The sequence below is a fragment of the Mycolicibacter icosiumassiliensis genome (genome assembly GCF_900078685.2).
Classification (GTDB): Bacteria; Actinomycetota; Actinomycetes; order Mycobacteriales; family Mycobacteriaceae; genus Mycobacterium; species Mycobacterium icosiumassiliensis.
On the sequence record NZ_LT546166.1, the window covers coordinates 1,436,587 to 1,452,826 of the forward strand.

At 67.1% G+C, this 16,240-nt stretch carries 12 protein-coding genes, 2 pseudogenes and 3 riboswitches; of the genes and pseudogenes, 9 read left to right on the top strand and 5 right to left on the bottom strand.

Features of this window, described 5'->3' with window-relative positions; genetic code table 11:
• Positions 1–15 precede the first annotated feature (15 nt).
• Together BN4346_RS30660 and BN4346_RS30665 are read left to right on the top strand one after the other, a co-directional pair.
• A complete protein-coding gene (locus tag BN4346_RS30660; RefSeq protein ID WP_067970301.1) occupies positions 16–879 on the top strand; it encodes a cyclopropane mycolic acid synthase family methyltransferase in 864 nt (287 codons plus the stop codon).
• An 8-nt stretch (positions 880–887) separates the two neighbouring features.
• A complete protein-coding gene (locus BN4346_RS30665) occupies positions 888–1,787 on the top strand; it encodes a cyclopropane mycolic acid synthase family methyltransferase (protein ID WP_067970304.1) in 900 nt (299 codons plus the stop codon).
• Here BN4346_RS30665 and BN4346_RS30670 read toward each other — a convergent pair.
• Complete coding sequence (locus tag BN4346_RS30670) at positions 1,784–2,209, bottom strand: DUF732 domain-containing protein (RefSeq protein ID WP_067970355.1); 426 nt, start codon at positions 2,207–2,209, stop codon at positions 1,784–1,786. The genes BN4346_RS30665 and BN4346_RS30670 overlap by 4 nt on opposite strands.
• A gap of 274 nt (positions 2,210–2,483) precedes the next feature.
• Here BN4346_RS30670 and BN4346_RS48850 point away from each other — a divergent pair, with 274 nt between their 5' ends.
• The 3 genes from BN4346_RS48850 (at position 2,484) to BN4346_RS30680 (ending at position 6,086) form a co-directional block, all read left to right on the top strand.
• The gene (locus BN4346_RS48850) at positions 2,484–2,939 is read left to right on the top strand and encodes a hypothetical protein (protein ID WP_067970307.1); all 456 of its coding nucleotides are present in this window, start codon (positions 2,484–2,486) and stop codon (positions 2,937–2,939) included.
• A 49-nt stretch (positions 2,940–2,988) separates the two neighbouring features.
• On the top strand, positions 2,989–4,425 hold the full coding sequence (locus BN4346_RS30675) for a cellulase family glycosylhydrolase (protein WP_067970310.1): 1,437 nt from the start codon (positions 2,989–2,991) through the stop codon (positions 4,423–4,425).
• Between the two features lie 155 nt (positions 4,426–4,580).
• Complete coding sequence (locus BN4346_RS30680; RefSeq protein WP_067970315.1) at positions 4,581–6,086, top strand: PE-PPE domain-containing protein; 1,506 nt, start codon at positions 4,581–4,583, stop codon at positions 6,084–6,086.
• Positions 6,087–6,128: 42 nt separating this feature from the next.
• On the opposite strand, the gene BN4346_RS30685 is transcribed toward BN4346_RS30680, so the two are convergent.
• From BN4346_RS30685 to BN4346_RS30700, 4 genes and pseudogenes are all read right to left on the bottom strand, one after another.
• Entirely contained in the window at positions 6,129–6,875 is a 747-nt protein-coding gene (locus BN4346_RS30685) for a class I SAM-dependent methyltransferase (RefSeq protein ID WP_067970359.1), read from the bottom strand.
• Between the two features lie 27 nt (positions 6,876–6,902).
• Positions 6,903–7,094 (bottom strand): annotated as a pseudogene (locus tag BN4346_RS30690) (SAM-dependent methyltransferase); the annotation flags it as partial.
• A complete protein-coding gene (gene metX, locus BN4346_RS30695) occupies positions 7,091–8,230 on the bottom strand; it encodes a homoserine O-acetyltransferase MetX (RefSeq protein ID WP_067970318.1) in 1,140 nt (379 codons plus the stop codon). The gene metX and the pseudogene BN4346_RS30690, both read right to left, overlap by 4 nt.
• Positions 8,231–8,241: 11 nt before the next feature.
• The gene (locus tag BN4346_RS30700) at positions 8,242–9,582 is read right to left on the bottom strand and encodes a bifunctional o-acetylhomoserine/o-acetylserine sulfhydrylase (RefSeq protein WP_067970321.1); all 1,341 of its coding nucleotides are present in this window, start codon (positions 9,580–9,582) and stop codon (positions 8,242–8,244) included.
• Between the two features lie 142 nt (positions 9,583–9,724).
• A riboswitch (SAM riboswitch) is annotated at positions 9,725–9,844 on the bottom strand.
• 142 nt (positions 9,845–9,986) lie between these two features.
• On the opposite strand from BN4346_RS30700, the gene BN4346_RS30705 reads away from it, so the two are divergent.
• The 4 genes and pseudogenes from BN4346_RS30705 to BN4346_RS48855 all read left to right on the top strand — a co-directional run.
• Positions 9,987–12,221 (top strand): NADP-dependent isocitrate dehydrogenase, encoded by a 2,235-nt coding sequence (locus tag BN4346_RS30705; protein ID WP_067970324.1) that lies wholly within the window; start codon positions 9,987–9,989, stop codon positions 12,219–12,221.
• 101 nt (positions 12,222–12,322) lie between these two features.
• Positions 12,323–12,461: riboswitch (cobalamin riboswitch) on the top strand.
• A gap of 32 nt (positions 12,462–12,493) precedes the next feature.
• Positions 12,494–13,750, top strand: a pseudogene (locus BN4346_RS49690) (PPE family protein); the annotation flags it as partial.
• 11 nt (positions 13,751–13,761) lie between these two features.
• Positions 13,762–14,718: an aminotransferase class I/II-fold pyridoxal phosphate-dependent enzyme gene (locus BN4346_RS30715; RefSeq protein WP_327344116.1), complete on the top strand. Its 957-nt coding sequence runs from the start codon at positions 13,762–13,764 to the stop codon at positions 14,716–14,718.
• Between the two features lie 65 nt (positions 14,719–14,783).
• A riboswitch (cobalamin riboswitch) is annotated at positions 14,784–14,900 on the top strand.
• A 97-nt stretch (positions 14,901–14,997) separates the two neighbouring features.
• Positions 14,998–16,240 (top strand): PPE family protein (locus BN4346_RS48855; RefSeq protein ID WP_067970327.1); only part of this gene is annotated, 1,243 nt, incomplete at its 3' end.

Sequence of the window (16,240 nt, forward strand, 5' to 3'; positions counted from 1 at the left end):
CGAGGGCACAGTGCTATGCCAAAAAATCTGACACCGCATTTCGAAGATGTGCAGGCCCACTACGACCTGTCGGACGAGTTCTTCCGACTCTTTCTCGATCCGACCCAGACCTACAGTTGCGCCTACTTCGAGCGTGACGACATGACGCTCGAACAAGCCCAGATCGCCAAGATGGACCTGGCGCTGGGCAAGCTGGGACTGCAGCCCGGCATGACGCTGCTCGACGTCGGCTGCGGCTGGGGCGCCACCATGCGGCGTGCGGTCGAAGAGTATGACGTCAACGTCATCGGACTGACCTTGAGCAAGAACCAAGCTGCCCATGTGGAGTCCATGTTCGCCGGCATGGACAGCACGCGCACCAAACGCGTGCTGTTGGAGGGCTGGGAGAACTTCCGCGAACCGGTGGACCGGATTGTGTCCATCGGCGCCTTCGAGCACTTCGGGCACGAACGCTACGACGATTTCTTCACCATGGCCTACGCCGCGCTGCCGGCCGACGGCGTGATGCTGCTACACACCATCACCGGCCTGACCCTGCCGCAGATCACCGCCCGCGGCATGCCACTGACTTTCGCGATGGCCCGTTTCATCAAGTTCATCGTGACCGAGATCTTTCCGGGCGGCCGGCTGCCCACCATCGAAATGGTGCAGGAGCATTCGGCCCGAGCGGGTTTCACCCTGACTCGAAGGCAATCGCTACAACCGCATTACGTCAGAACCCTGGACTGCTGGGCGGCAGCACTGGAGGGCAATCGGGACAGAGCCATCGAACTCCAGGGCCAAGAGGTCTACGACCGCTACATGCATTACCTGACTGGTTGCGCCAACGGTTTTCGCACCGGGTACATCGACGTCAACCAGTTCACCTTGCAGAAGTAGGCCTGGCGATGACTGATGTTCCAGCCGCCAGGACCTTGCGGCCGCATTTCGCGGACGTTCAAGCTCACTACGACCTCTCCGATGACTTCTTCGCGCTGTTCCAGGATTCGACCCGCACCTACAGCTGCGCCTATTTCGAACCGCCGGAGCTGTCACTGGCAGAGGCCCAAATCGCCAAGATCGACCTCAATCTCGCCAAGCTCGATCTGCAGCCCGGCATGACGCTGCTCGATATCGGCTGCGGCTGGGGCTCGACGATGAAGCGTGCGCTCGAGCGCTACGACGTCAACGTCATCGGCCTCACGCTGTCGAAGAACCAGCACGCCTATGCGCAGCGACTACTGGACACCATCGACACCGAGCGCGAGCGGCGGATACTGCTGCACGGGTGGGAAGAGTTCGACCTACCGGTCGACCGGATCGTTTCCATCGAGGCGTTCGAGCATTTCGGCCACGAACGCTATAACGCCTTTTTCGCACGGTGTTTCGACATTCTGCCCGCGGACGGGCGAATGACGATTCAGAGCAGCGTCAGCTACCACCCCTATGAGCTGAATGCACGCGGCAAGAAGCTGACGTTCGAGACCGCGCGGTTCATCAAGTTCATCCTTACCGAGATCTTTCCCGGCGGGCGACTGCCTACCACCGCCATGATGGTGGAGCACGGCGAGAGGGCCGGTTTCCTAGTTCCCGAAGCGCTTTCGCTGCGTCCGCACTACATCAAAACCCTGCAGATCTGGGCCGATGCGTTGGAGGCCAACAAGGACGCCGCCATCGAGATCCAGTCCGATGAGGTCTACCAGCGCTATCTGAGGTACCTACGCGGCTGCGAGCACTACTTCACCGACGAAGTGCTCGACGTCAGTCTGGTCAGCTACCTCAAGCCGGCCGCTGCGGCGGGCGGCTAAAACCCGGGGATGGCTGGAATGGCTGGGACTCCACCGGACAAGCCGGGGATACCGACCGACATCCCAGGGATCTGCGGCAGATCCGGCAGTTGGCCGCTGGCCAACTGGGACAGCATCTGCGGGCAATAGATCTGCACGGCGATCTCGGTGAACAGCTGCGCCATCTCGGGCGACATGCTGGGCCCGCCGCCGAGGCCGGTGATCGGGGCCGCCACCGACGCGGCGGTGCCGGCGGGCTCGGTCAGCATCGGGCAGATGGATTGGCCGAGGGCTGCCGTCGCGGTCGGGTCGCCGACCGGAACACCGGCCCCGGCGAGATCGGACAGGAATGAGGTGTCGACCGGGCTCGCCTGCGCCGGTGCCGCCAATCCCGTGGTGGCGATCAGGCCCACCAAGCCTGCTCCCGTGCCCGCCTTGCTCATGAAGCCTCGCATGCATCCCCCTCGTCGTGGTCCGGCGCCGAGCAGTACCCGGGACTTGTCCGAACGTTCTTGTTGAAATCCTGCATCAAAGCGGTAACACCGGCGAGTCGGCGCGGTCACAGTTTGCCTACAGTGCTGTGTCGCCCAGGCAATCCCGCATTTTCGGGGCTTTGCGCCGAAATCAAGGCTCAGCCCGGTAGGTTGTTGGAATCATTCATGATGAGCACATTTAATGTTCAGCTTTGCTGGGGGGTGTAAGAAAGGTCCACGCCAGATGACTCGACGTCGCAGCGGCAAGGTCAATCGTCGGGCGATCGGGCTGGGCGCCGCAGTGGGCTCGGCCCTGGTGTTCGGCGCGGCCGTGCCGGCCCCGGCGAGCGCCGAGGTGTTCGACGCCATGCTCGAGCAGGTGATGGACCCGTTCGTGGACGCGGCCACCCACAACGTGGACTGGTCCGCACTGTCGAACCCGGCGGCCTGGGACGCCTTCTTCGCCCCGACGCACTGGAACGACGTCCTGGCCGGGATCTCCGGAGCGCCGAGCGTGGGCGCAGCCGATGCGACGGCGTGGCTGCAGCAGCTCATCTACACCCCGCTGCACACCGGTGTCGAAAGCTGGATCCACAGCACCGGACCCACTCCGATCCTGGACGGGCTCAACGATCTCAGTAGGGCGCTGGGCTGGGGCGCCATGATCGCCGGCGGCACGGCAGGAACGCGGGGTCTATAGCGGTGCCGGAAACCTGCCGGCGTTGGGCGGGGCCGGGGGAGCGGCCGGCATGTTCGGCATCCACGGCGCGGTCGGGCACTTCGGTACCCTCGCCGGTGCCCCGGACAGCGGCCCCTACACCGGGCTGTCCACCGCCGGCGCCTGGATCACCGACAGCGACGGCAAGGTGGTGATCCTGCACGGGCTCAACCAGGTCTACAAGATCGCGCCGTACACGCCGGGTGCCGACGGGTTCGGCGACGATGACGCGGCGTTCCTGGCCGCCAACGGCTTCAACGCCGTTCGGGTAGGAGTGCTGTGGGCCGGAGTGGAGCCGCAGCCCGGCGTCTTCGATCCCGACTACCTCGCCGCGATCAAACAGACCGTGCAGACCCTGGCCGACCACGGCATCTACAGCATTCTCGACTTCCACCAGGACTTCTACAGCGCGGGCTTCGGTGGCGACGGTGCACCGGACTGGGCGGTGCTGACCGGTGGGCTGCCCAACCCCGATGTGGGCCAGATCGGTACCTATCTGTTCAACCCCGCGCAGCTGCACGCCTGGGATGCGTTCTGGTCCAACGCCAAAGCCGAAGATGGCATCGGCCTGGCCAACCACTACGCGCGGTCGTGGCAGTACGTCGCCGACTACTTCAAGGACGACGCCAGTGTGGCCGGCTACGGCATCATCAACGAGCCGTGGCCGGGCTCGCCGTGGCTGTCTGGCGTGTTGGGAAGTCCGCACTTCGACGCACAGACCTTGACGCCGTTCTACAACCAGATGGCCGCGGCGATTCGCTCTGTCGACCCCAACACCCCGGTGCTGTTCGAACCGACTTTCCTGTTCAACACGGCGATACCGACGTCGTTGGGCGCCGTGGACGATCCGCACGGGATCTTCGCCTTCCACAACTACTGCCTGGCGAATTCGGTGTTCGAGATCGACTTCGGTTGCGGTCTGAACTTCGACATTCTGTTGAACAATGCTGCGACGTATGCCGATTCGCACAACATCCCGGCGCTGATGACCGAGTTCGGTGCCACCACCAATACCGGGGTCATTGCCGATACGTTGCGGCACACCAACCCCTACCGCTATGGCTGGATGGAGTGGGCCTATACCGGCGGTGACGTCGCCAGCAGTTCGCCGGAGGGCCAGGCGCTGGTCTTCGACACGAATCTGCCGCCGGGCGGCGATAACGTCGACGCCGCCAAGCTAGCGGCGCTGGCCGAGCCGTACCCGCAGACGATCGCCGGTGTGCCGAACGCCTGGTCGTTCGCGGGCGGCATCTTCCACTTCAGCTACTCGACCGCGATGGCTGACGGCTCGGGCAGTTTCGCCGCCGACGCGCAAACCCGGATCGTGGTGCCGGCTCTGCAGTACCCGAACGGCTACCAGGTGGATGTCATCGGCGGGCACGTGGTGTCGGGACCGGGGTCCTCGGTGTTGATCATCGCCGCCGACCACGGCGCCACCACCGTCGACGTGCAGGTGAAGCCGGCGTAAGACCGGTAGGCGCCGGACCGGAGAAAAGCCCTGTTAGGTGGAAATTTCTACAGTAGAAAGTTTGAACTATTCATAGTTAATTCAGGTTCTCATCATGTAAGCGTTAAGGTACTGCAAAGTAATAAGCAGTCCCACGCTCGCTGTCGGAGGTCGCCATGAAGGTAAGCCCCACGTTCCACGCCCTGGGAGTTGCGGCAGTGGCCGTGACCAGCGCCGCAGCGGTGGTTGCCTCGCCGGTCCTGACGCCGGCCTTGGCGGCCTCGACCTCCGGGGCGCGCACGATGTTCGCCGACGTGGCGCTGCTCGACAACGTGGCCCTGGTCATGGGTGGCAGCGGCACCCCCATCCCGGGGACATGGGACTTTCACTGGGCCGATCAATACCTCTCGCACCTCGGCTACGGCGGCTACACCATGCAGGGCGTCTTTACCCCCGAAGGCCTGTACCCGGGAACCGGCGTCAAGAGCCTGCCGTTGGACACCTCGGTCGATCAGGGGGTGCGGATGCTCGACGAAACAATCCGCGACCGCATCACGGCAGGCGATAACGTGGTGGTCTACGGCGTCTCCCAGAGCGCCGTCCTCTCCTCGATTGAGATGAACCAACTGCTCAGCTCCGGCAATGCTCCAGACCCCGACCAGCTGTCGTTCGTCTTGATCGCCAACGAGATGTTCCCCAACGGCGGCCTGTTGTCCCGTTTCGCCGTCCCAGAAGTCCCGCTGTACATCCCGTCGATGGGGATCGACTTCTACGGGGCAACGCCCGACACCCCGTACGCGACCGACATCTATATCGCCGAATACGACGGATTCTCCGACTTCCCGCGCTATCCGCTGAACTTCCTCTCGACGCTCAACGCCGTTTTGGGGATCGCGATGGTGCACGGCCCCGGCTATACCCGACCGGATTCCATCGACAGCGCGCAGCTGCTGCTGGGCTCCACCCACTACGACGGACCCCTGACGCTGCCCGAGGGCGCCTCGGCCGCCCTCAACACCGACTACTACATGATTCCGACGGAGATCCTGCCGCTGCTGCAGCCGCTGCTCGGAATCCCGCTGCTCGGCGAGCCGCTCTATGACCTGCTGGAGCCCGTCACCCGGATCCTGGTCGACCTGGGCTACGGCAACGTCGACACCTACGTCGACGGCGAACTGACCCACGGTGGCTGGGACCAGGGCCCGGCGAATGTGCTCACCACCTACGGGGTGTTCCCGCAGGACATCGATGTGTTCACGCTGCTGAACTCACTGGGTCAGGGAGCGCAGCACGGATTCAATGACTTCATCTACGACCTGGGGCACTTGTCGCTGGGGAACCCGGCCGATGCGCTCGGTTCGGCAGTGGACTTCTCGTTGCCCAGCCTCCTCGACGTCGTCAACACGTTCTCCAGAGCGGCGTCCACGCTGTATTCGGTGCTGCTGCCGACGGCGGACATCATCAACGCCCTGCTGACCACCATGCCCGCCTACGACATCAGCATGTTCTTCAACGCATTCCAGGGCGACGACGATCTGCTGACCATGCTGACGAACGCCATTGGCATGCCGATCGCGGCCGACGCTGGGCTGATCCCCACGGCGATCGGGTTCGACCTGCTGAGTGTGATCAGCGCGTTCCAGTCGGTCGCCAACGACTTCGCCAACCTGTTCAGCGCCTAGCGGCCGGCCATAGCCGGGTGAAGCGGGTCGCCGCCAAAAGATTCAGTGCAGCGTTGCCCTCGAGCACACCGTGACGTAGGGCAGTGCCAGTCCGGTAGACCCGACCAACGCCGGATGGGTGGCCAGCAGGTTGCGAACCTGGTCCAGTGTCTTGCTGCGTACCGCATCCGGTGAGGTGATGCAGTAGCTGCGGGACGCGACCAGATCGATCAGGGCCTGCGGCGTCAGGTAGCTGGTCCACTCGACCTGGTGGCTTTCGATCTCGCCGAACGGCGCGGGCAGACTCACCCCGGCGTCGACCACGTCGCGGGCGTCCTCGCGGCCGATGATCGCGCCGAGTTCCTTGACCCAGCCCAGCCGTTCGTCGCGGGTGTTCCACACCAGCCCGAGCCGGCCGCCGGGGCGCAGCACCCGGATCAGCTCGGGGATCGCCCGGGCAGGGTCGAACCAATGCCAGGCCTGGGCCACCAGCACCGCGTCGACGCTGTTGTCGGGCAGCGGGATCTGCTCGGCGGACCCGAGCAGCGCCGGCGTCCCCGGCAGGGCGGCGGCCAGCACCTCGAGCATCTCGGCGATCGGGTCCACTGCCACCACGTCCAGGCCGCGCTCCACCAGGCGCGCGGTGAGCTTGCCGGTGCCGGCGCCCAGGTCGAGGACGTCACGTGCGCCCGGCGGCAGCAGCCAGTCGATCGCCTCCGGGGGGTAGGACGGACGGCCCCGTTCGTAGGCGGCGGCCTGCGAACCGAACGACAGTGAGCGGTCGCGGCGGCTCTGCTCGGACGGGCTCACCGCCGGCGGTCCCGCGCCGCGCCCCCNCAGGCCGCGCTCCACCAGGCGCGCGGTGAGCTTGCCGGTGCCGGCGCCCAGGTCGAGGACGTCACGTGCGCCCGGCGGCAGCAGCCAGTCGATCGCCTCCGGGGGGTAGGACGGACGGCCCCGTTCGTAGGCGGCGGCCTGCGAACCGAACGACAGTGAGCGGTCGCGGCGGCTCTGCTCGGACGGGCTCACCGCCGGCGGTCCCGGGCCGAGCTCGCTAAGTCCAGGGTCTGGCGGATCAGCTTGCCGACTCCGGCGGTGTCCAGCAGGAAGCCATCGTGTCCGCAGTCCGAATCGAGCACCTGCAGTCCGTCGCAGCCGGGCAGCAGCTCGGCCAGCTCGGCCTGCAACCGCAGCGGGTACAGCCGGTCCGAGGTGATCCCGGCGACCACCGCGGGAACCGGGCAGCCGCGCAACGCCGCGGCCACCCCGCCACGTCCGGCGCCCACGTCGTAGCTGGACAGCGAGTCGCTGAGGGTCACGTAGCTGCCCGCGTCGAACCGTGACACCAGCTTGTCGCCCTGATGCTCCAAGTAGCTCTGCACCGCGTAGCGCCCGCCGTGCGCCGGGTCCTCGCCATCCTGCGCTCTATTGGCGAATCGCCGGTCCAGCTCGGCCTCACCGCGGTAAGTCAGGTGCGCGATGCGCCGGGCGATCGCCAGTCCGGCCTCGGGACTGCGGCCGGTGCCGTGGTAGTCGCCGCCCTGCCAGTCCGGGTCGGCCTTGATGGCCGCGATCTGGGTGCTCTGGGTGCCGATCTGGTCGGCGGTGGCCCGGGCGCCGACGGCCAGCAGCAAGCCCGCGCCCACCCGGTCCGGGTGGCTCACCATCCACTCCAGCCCGCGGGCGCCACCCATCGAACCGCCCAGCACGGCGGCCACCTCGGTGATGCCCAGCGCGGCCAGCGCGGCGATGTCCGCCTCGACTTGGTCGCGAATCGTGATTGCGGGAAACTTTGAGCCCCAAGGCTTCCCGTCGCGGGCCAGCGAGCCCGGGCCGGTCGACCCGCGGCAACCGCCCAGCACATTGGTGGCCACCGCGCACCAGCGATCGGTGTCGATCGGGGCTCCGGGGCCGATCACCCCGTCCCACCAGCCCGGGGTGGGATGGCCCGGCCCGGCGGGCCCGGTGACATGGGAATCCCCGGTCAGTGCATGCAGCACCATGACGACGTTGTCGCGCTCGGGCGAGAGCTCGCCCCAGCGCTGCACGGCGATGTGCACGTCATCGAGCACCGCGCCGCTCTGCAGCGACAGCGACCCGATGGCGACCACGCCGGTCTCTCCCTCGGCGGGCAATAGCTGCCGGGACACGTCGGCGATCGTCACCGGGGACCGCCTCAACGGGCCGCCAGCGCCGGCGTGTCGCCGAGCTGTGCCGAGGCCGCGGCGAAGCCGAGTTCCAGGTCCGCCAGGATGTCTGCGATGCCCTCGATGCCGACCGCCAGCCGAACCAGGCCGGGAGTGACACCGCTGGCCAGCTGCTCTTCGGCGCTGAGCTGAGCGTGGGTCGTGGACGCCGGGTGGATCACCAGCGAGCGCACGTCACCGATATTGGCGACGTGACTGTGCAGCTGCAGTGCGTCGACGAACGCCTTGCCGGCCTCGATGCCGCCCGCGAGCTCGAACGAGAGCACACCGCCGACACCCTTGGGTGCCAGCTGCTGCGCCCGGGCGTGCCACGGCGAGCTGGCCAGACCGGCGTAGTTGACGCTCAGCACGTCCGCGCGGGCCTCCAGGAACTCCGCGACCCGCTGGGCGTTGGCCACGTGACGCTCCACTCGCAGACTCAACGTCTCCAAGCCCTGGGCGATCAGAAAGGCGTTGAACGGTGAGACCGCTGAACCCAGGTCGCGCAGCAGCTGCACGCGGGCCTTCAGCGCGAACGCGGGTGCGCCCAGGTCGGCGAAGACCACCCCGTGGTAGCTCGGGTCGGGAGTGGTGAAGCCGGGGTGGCGGCCCTGCGTCCAGTCGAAGTTTCCGCCGTCGACGATGACGCCCGCGATCGCCGAGCCGTGCCCGCCCAAGTACTTGGTGGCCGAGTGCACCACGATGTCGGCACCGTGGGCCAGCGGCTGGATCAGGTAGGGGGTGGCAACGGTGTTGTCGACGATCAGCGGCACGCCGTTCTCGTGGGCCACCGCCGCGACACCCGGGATGTCGAGCACATCGATCTTCGGGTTGGAGATGGTCTCGGCGAAGAAGGCCTTGGTGTTCGGCCGCACCGCTGCGCGCCAGGACTCCAGGTCATCGGGGTCCTCGACGAAGGTGGTCTCGATGCCCAGCTTGGCCAGCGAGTAGTGGAACAGGTTGTAGGTGCCGCCGTAGAGCCGCGGGCTGGAAACGATGTGATCACCGGCGCCGGCGAGATTGAGGATCGCGAAGGTCGCCGCAGCGGATCCGGAGGCCAGCAGCAGCGCCGCGACCCCGCCTTCGAGTGCGGCGATCCGCTGTTCGACGACGTCATTGGTCGGGTTCATGATCCGGGTGTAGATGTTGCCCGGCTCCTCCAGGCCGAACAGCCTGGCCGCGTGATCGGTGTTGTCGAACGTGTAGGAGGTGGTCTGGTAGATCGGTAGTGCGCGGGCATTGGTGGCCGCGTCGGGAGCCTGCCCGGCGTGGACCTGCTTGGTCTCGAACGACCAGTGCGAACTTGGGTCGATGTTGTTCTCGGCGGTCATTGCTGAATGGTTTCCTCGAGGTGTGTTGTCGCTGGGTGACGTTGCGGATTAGGCGTGGGTTCAGCGACAACAGCAACGGGTGAGCGGGCGCAAGGAGGCACGCATCAGGTTCCCCTGTCTACTCGGGGGGCCCGTTGTGGCGGACCCGCGCTTGCCGCGTAGCCGCTTGTGGCTACTCAACCCGGTCATCACCCGGGGCACCCCACCGCGGTTGGAGGGTTGCCGGCCAGCAAGCCGGGGCTTCGCGCTGGCACTCATGACCGTCAAGCAGCCTATCGCATCCCATAGAGGTGTCGCCACCTGCTCACCGGCGGTGAACGCCGCGGCGCGGTACGCGATACTGATGCCGCCGTGTACAACGCGGAACAATCGAACACCCAAAACCTGACGCCGGGAGAACAGCCATGTGCGCCGACCAGCCGACCATCATCTACACGCTGACTGACGAGGCGCCGCTGTTGGCGACGTACTCGTTCCTGCCGATCGTGCAGGCCTTCACCGGGCCCGCGGGTATCGACGTCCAAGCCAGTGACATCTCTCTTGCGGCCCGCATCCTGGCCGCCTTCCCGGACTGCCTGACCGACGAGCAGCGGGTGCCGGACAACCTGGCCGAACTCGGCCGGCTGACCCAGCTGTCGGACACCACGATCATCAAGCTGCCCAACATCAGCGCCTCGGTGCCGCAGCTGGTTTCCGCGATCAAGGAGCTGCAGGGCAAGGGCTTCAAGCTGCCGGACTACCCCGAGGACCCCAAGTCTGAGCAGGAGCGCGACGTTCACGACCGCTACGCCAAGTGCCTGGGCAGTGCGGTGAACCCGGTACTGCGGGAAGGTAATTCGGACCGTCGTGCGCCCAAGGCGGTCAAGGAGTACGCGCGCAAGCACCCGCACAGCATGGGCGAGTGGTCACAGGCCTCGCGCACTCACGTGGCGACCATGAAGCACGGCGACTTCTACCACGGTGAGAAGTCGATGACGCTGGACCGTGACCGCGACGTCAAGATGCAGCTGACGACCAAGAGCGGCAAGACGATTGTGCTCAAGGAGAAGGTGTCGCTGCTGGACGGCACGGTCATCGACTCGATGTTCATGAGCGTGACGGCGCTGCGCGAGTTCTACGAGGAGCAGATGGAGGACGCCCGCAAGACCGGCGTGATGTTCTCCCTGCACGTCAAGGCGACCATGATGAAGGTCAGCCACCCGATCGTGTTCGGCCACGCCATCAAGGTGTTCTACAAGGACGCATTCGCCAAGCACCACAAGCTCTTCGACGACTTGGGCGTCAACGTCAACAACGGTCTGGTCGACCTCTACAACAAGATCGAGACCTTGCCGGCCTCCCAGCGTGAGGAGATCATCGAGGACATGCACGCCTGCCACGAGCACCGCCCGGAGCTGGCGATGGTGGACTCGGCCAACGGCATCACCAACTTCCACTCACCCTCGGATGTCATCGTGGACGCCTCGATGCCGGCGATGATCCGGGCCGGCGGCAAGATGTACGGCGCCGACGGACGGCAGAAGGACACCAAGGCCGTCAACCCCGAGTCCACTTTCGCCCGGATCTACCAGGAGATGATCAACTTCTGCAAGACCCACGGCCAGTTCGACCCGGCCACCATGGGCACCGTCCCCAACGTCGGGCTGATGGCGCAGAAGGCCGAGGAGTACGGCAGCCACGACAAGACATTCGAGGTCCCCGAGGCCGGCGTCGCCGACATCGTGGACCTGGCCACCGGTGAAGTGCTGCTGACCCAGAAGGTGGAAGCCGGCGACATCTGGCGGCTGTGCACGGTCACCGACGCCGCCATCCAGGACTGGGTGAAGCTGGCCGTCCAGCGGGCACGGGCGTCGGGCATGACGGTGGTGTTCTGGCTGGACACCGAGCGTCCGCACGAGGCGGAGCTGCGCAAGAAGGTCAAGGCCTACCTGTTGGACTACGACACCGAAGGCCTGGAGATCCAGATCATGCCGCAGGTGTGGGCCATGCGATACACGTGCGAGCGGCTGATTCGCGGCCAGGACACCATCGCCGCTACCGGCAACATCCTGCGCGACTACCTCACCGACCTGTTCCCGATCCTGGAGTTGGGCACCAGCGCCAAGATGCTGTCGATCGTGCCGCTGATGGCCGGCGGCGGCATGTACGAGACAGGCGCGGGTGGCTCGGCCCCCAAGCACGTCAAGCAGCTGGTGGAGGAGAACCACCTGCGCTGGGACTCGCTCGGTGAGTTCCTGGCCCTGGGCGCGAGCTTCGATGACCTGGGTGCCAAGACCGGCAATGCCCACGCCAAGATCCTGGGCGCGACGCTGGACTCGGCGATCGGCAAGCTGCTGGACGACAACAAGAGCCCGTCACGCAAGACCGGCGAGCTCGACAACCGCGGCAGCCAGTTCTACCTGGCCAAGTACTGGGCGCAGGAGCTCGCGGCGCAGACCGAGGACGCCGAACTGGCCAAGCATTTCGCGGGGCTGGCGAACACGCTGGCCAAGAACGAGGACGTCATCCTCAATGAGCTGAACGTGGTGCAGGGCAAGGCGGTGGACATCGGCGGCTACTACGCGCCGGACCACGACCAGACCTCGGCGGTGATGCGGCCCAGCCCGACGCTGAACGCCGCGATCGACGCCACGGACTGAGGTCGGGCGGCCCCGTGCCGCCGCGGCCGGCGCCGAGTGGGAATTGGCCGACGGACCCGCCGGCGGCGTTGTCGTGGATTTCCCAGTCGGCGATGGTCAGGGCACCCGGCGTGCGACAATGCGCTGGTAAGGCGATGGCGATGTTAGGAATCCGGTGCGACTCCGGAGCGGTCCCGCCACTGTCATCGGGGAGTGAACTCACCCCGAGAGTCAGACACTGACGTCGTCGCACCCTCGGTTTGGGGCGGAGCACCCCGAGAGAGCTGGCGATAGTGACCGCGCCGATCTGGATCGCGTCACCTCCGGAAGTCCATTCCACGTTGTTGTCGGCCGGCCCGGGGGCCGGTCCACTGCTGGCATCGGCGGCTGCCTGGAGCACGCTGAGCACCGAATACGGCGCGGTCGCCGATGAGTTGACGGCGCTGCTGGGCGCGGTGCAGGCCGGGGCGTGGCAGGGTCCGAGCGCCGAAGCGTATGTGGCGGCGAATCTGCCCTATCTGGCCTGGCTGATCCAGGCCGGCATCGGCAGTGCCCGCACCGCCACCGCCCAGCAGGCCGCGGCCACCGCCTACACCACCGCACTGGCGGCGATGCCGACGCTGGCTGAGCTCGCGGCCAACCACACCACCCACGCGGTGTTGGTGGCCACCAACTTCTTCGGTGTCAACACCATCCCGATCACGCTCAATGAGGCCGACTACGGCCGGATGTGGTTTCAGGCCGCCACGGTGATGGCCACCTACCAGGCCGTCGCGGGCACCGCGGTGGCCTCGAGCCCGCAAACGACCGCGGCGCCGCAGATCGCCAAAGCGCGGTCCGCGGACGCCAGCCAGCCCCAGCTCCCGCCGGATCGGCAGAACGAGATCATGGAATGGCTGCAGAACAGCGGCTACATCGACTTCTACAACAATGTGCTGCAGCCGATGATCAACGAGCTGGGGAGCAACCCCTTCTTCCAGGCGCTGTTCAGTGGGTTCGACCCCTGGCTACCGGTCCTGGGTAACCCGCTGAGCTTCCTGAGTCCCTACAACCTCGCGTTCGCGATCGGCTATCCGATGGACTTCGGGTCCTTCGCCGCCTACCTGTCGCAGACATTCGCGTTCATCGGCGCCGATATCGCCGCGGCGTTCGCCTCCGGTAACCCCAGCACCATTGCCTTCACGCTGATGTTCGGCGCCGTGGAAGCGGTCGGCACGATCATCACCGACGTGGTCGCGCTGCTCAAGACGCTGCTGGAGCAGGCTCTGGTGTTGATTCCGGTAGTGCTGCCCATGCTGACTGCCGCGCTGGCGCCACTGGCCGCGGCACCATTGGCCGGACTGGCGGGGTTGTCCGGCCTGGCCGCGCTGCACGCCGTTCCGGTCCCGCTGGCCCCGATCGTGCCCCCGCCGTTCGCCGGCTTGACGGTCGCTCCCACACCGCCGGCGCCCGCGCCGGCCCCGGCTCCCGCACCGGCGGCCATGCCTGCGCCGGCTCCGCCACCGGCACCACCTGCCTGCTGCCCGTCATCGCCGCTGCGCCGGCGCGGCCCGGGCCGGTCGTGCTGTACGGGCATCCCCCGATCGCGCCGGCGCTGGCCGAGCACGCCACTGCCGAACTGGTCGCCGACGGCGTCCCGGCCGACCACCTGGCGGTCACTTCCGGCGCGCTGGACGGAATCGAGCGGGTGCTTAGCGCCCACCTGCGTCCAGGCGACCGGGTCGCCGTCGAAGACCCGGGGTGGCCCAACCTGCTCGACCTACTCGGCGCGCTCGGTCTCACCCCGGAGCCGGTCGGGGTGGACGACGACGGTCCACTGCCTGCCGATCTGGCCCGCGCGCTGCAACGCGGGGTGCGCGCTGTGATGGTGACCAGCCGCGCTCAAAATCCCACCGGTGCAGCGGTTTCCGCGGAGCGCGCGGAGGCCCTGCGAGCGCTGCTGGACGATTCGGAGGTGCTGCTGGTCGAAGATGACCACGGTGCGGCGATCGCTGGGGTACCGCTGCACCCGCTGGCGGGCGTGACCCGGAACTGGGCGTTCATTCGGTCGGCGGCCAAGGCGTATGGCCCGGATCTGCGGCTGGCGGTGCTGGCCGGTGACCAGCGCACCGTCGAACGGGTGCAGGGTCGTCAGCGGCTGGGGCCGGGCTGGGTCAGTCACCTGCTGCAGAACCTGGCCGTCGAACTGTGGTGCGACGACGCGGCGACGCGGCGGGTGGCCGACGCCGAATCCGCCTATCGCGCGGCCCGCGTCGGGCTGTGCACGGCGCTGGCCGACCGGGGCGTGATCGCGCACGGCCGTTCCGGGCTCAACGTGTGGATCCCGGTCTCCGACGAGGCGATGGCGATGACGGCGTTGTTCGCGGCGGGCTGGGCGGCGGCCCCGGGGGCGCGGTTCCGGATTCGGGGCACCCCCGGCCTGCGGATCACCATCGCCGAGTTGGCTTCCGCCGACATCGCCCGGCTGGCCGATGCGGTCGCCGAAGCGGTGCGCGGCCTCGGCCGCGCCAGCGTGTAGTTGCGCTTTCCGTTCGTGACGCATCGCCGCGTGCGATAATTCACCGGTACGGCAACGATGGTGCAGGAAGCCGGTGTGAATCCGGCACGGTCCCGCCACTGTGATCGGGGAGCGACCCTCAACTGCCACGGCTCTGATGGAGCTGGAAGGCGAGGCGAGCGTTGATCCGAGAGTCAGGACACTCACATCGTCGCATCCTGCGACCTGGGGCGGTGTACCCCGAGAGAGCTGACGAACCCCCATGTTGCGCCCTTTTCGGGTGGCATCCGGTGGTGTGCGATGACCGCGCCGATCTGGATGGCCTTACCGCCAGAAGTACATTCAACGTCACTGTCGGCCGGTCCCGGGGCCGGTCCCTTGCTGGCATCGGCCGCCGCGTGGAGCGCGCTGAGCACTGAATACGCTGCGGTCGCCGACGAATTGACGGCGGTGCTGGGTGCGGTGCAGGCCGGGGCGTGGCAGGGGCCGTCCGCCGAAGCGTTCGTGACCGCCAACGCGCCGTATCTGGCCTGGTTGCTGCGCGCCGTCACCAACAGTGCCGCCACGGCGGCTCAACAGGAAACCGCGGCCGCGGGTTACACCGCCGCGTTGGCGGCGATGCCGACCATGGCCGAGTTGGTCGCCAACCATGTCACCCACGCGGTGCTGGTGGGCACAAACTTCTTCGGCGTCAACACGATTCCGATCGCACTCAACGAGGCCGACTACACGCGGATGTGGGTACAGGCCGCCGCCGTGATGACCACCTACGAGGCGGTGGCCGGCGCGGCGGTGGCGACCGCCGCGGCGGCTCAGACCGAACCGGCGCCCGCGGTGCTCAAGACACCCGGCAGCGCGGCGGACACCGCGCCGGAGCCACCGCAGTGGTTTCTCGACTTCGCCAAGTGGCTCGAAAGCCTGGTCCCGCATCCGCCCTATCCCGACGTCAGCCAGTACCCGGCTTATGTTGAATGGCAGGAGTTCTTCACCAAGATCGGCTTCACTGGTCTGGCGGACCCGCTCGCGAAATTCTTCGCCAGCCTGCAGGCCGGATCGTCGTTGCTGCCGCCGCCCGGGGTGCCCGGGTCGTGGCTGGCCTGGTCCGGCAACCCGCTGAGCTTCTTCAACCCGGGGAGCCTGGCGTACATCTTCTCGGTGCCGCTGGACCCGGGTTCCTACTTCGCATTCACCAGCATCGTCATCATCGACGACCTGCTCGCGATGATGTACACGGCCCTGTTCAATCCGCAGGGCCTGGCCCTGGTCGTGCCGTTGGCAATGGTGGAGATCGTCACTTCGACGATCGGCAACACCATTCAGGCGCTCCACTACCTGATCGCCCAGACGGTGCTGCTGCCGGCGCTGCTACCGGCGCTGGCCGCCACGACCGTGCTGGCTCCGGCCGGGGTGATCGGCGGTCTGGGCATCGGGGCTCTGGCGCATCACGCGGCCGTCGCTGCGGCGCCGCCTCCGCCCGCTCCGCCGCCGCCTGGGCTGGCGATGGCTTCGCCGCCGGCACCGGCTCCCGCGCCGGCGCCTGCTC

Excerpts from the sequence above, each read along its gene's own strand:
- BN4346_RS30660 (WP_067970301.1), top strand. The coding sequence starts at position 16 with ATGCCAAAAAATCTGACACCGCATTTCGAAGATGTGCAGGCCCACTAC.
- BN4346_RS30665 (WP_067970304.1), top strand. The coding sequence starts at position 888 with ATGACTGATGTTCCAGCCGCCAGGACCTTGCGGCCGCATTTCGCGGAC.
- BN4346_RS30670 (WP_067970355.1), bottom strand. The coding sequence starts at position 2,209 with ATGAGCAAGGCGGGCACGGGAGCAGGCTTGGTGGGCCTGATCGCCACC.
- BN4346_RS48850 (WP_067970307.1), top strand. The coding sequence starts at position 2,484 with ATGACTCGACGTCGCAGCGGCAAGGTCAATCGTCGGGCGATCGGGCTG.
- BN4346_RS30675 (WP_067970310.1), top strand. The coding sequence starts at position 2,989 with ATGTTCGGCATCCACGGCGCGGTCGGGCACTTCGGTACCCTCGCCGGT.
- BN4346_RS30680 (WP_067970315.1), top strand. The coding sequence starts at position 4,581 with ATGAAGGTAAGCCCCACGTTCCACGCCCTGGGAGTTGCGGCAGTGGCC.
- BN4346_RS30700 (WP_067970321.1), bottom strand. The coding sequence starts at position 9,582 with ATGACCGCCGAGAACAACATCGACCCAAGTTCGCACTGGTCGTTCGAG.
- BN4346_RS30705 (WP_067970324.1), top strand. The coding sequence starts at position 9,987 with ATGTGCGCCGACCAGCCGACCATCATCTACACGCTGACTGACGAGGCG.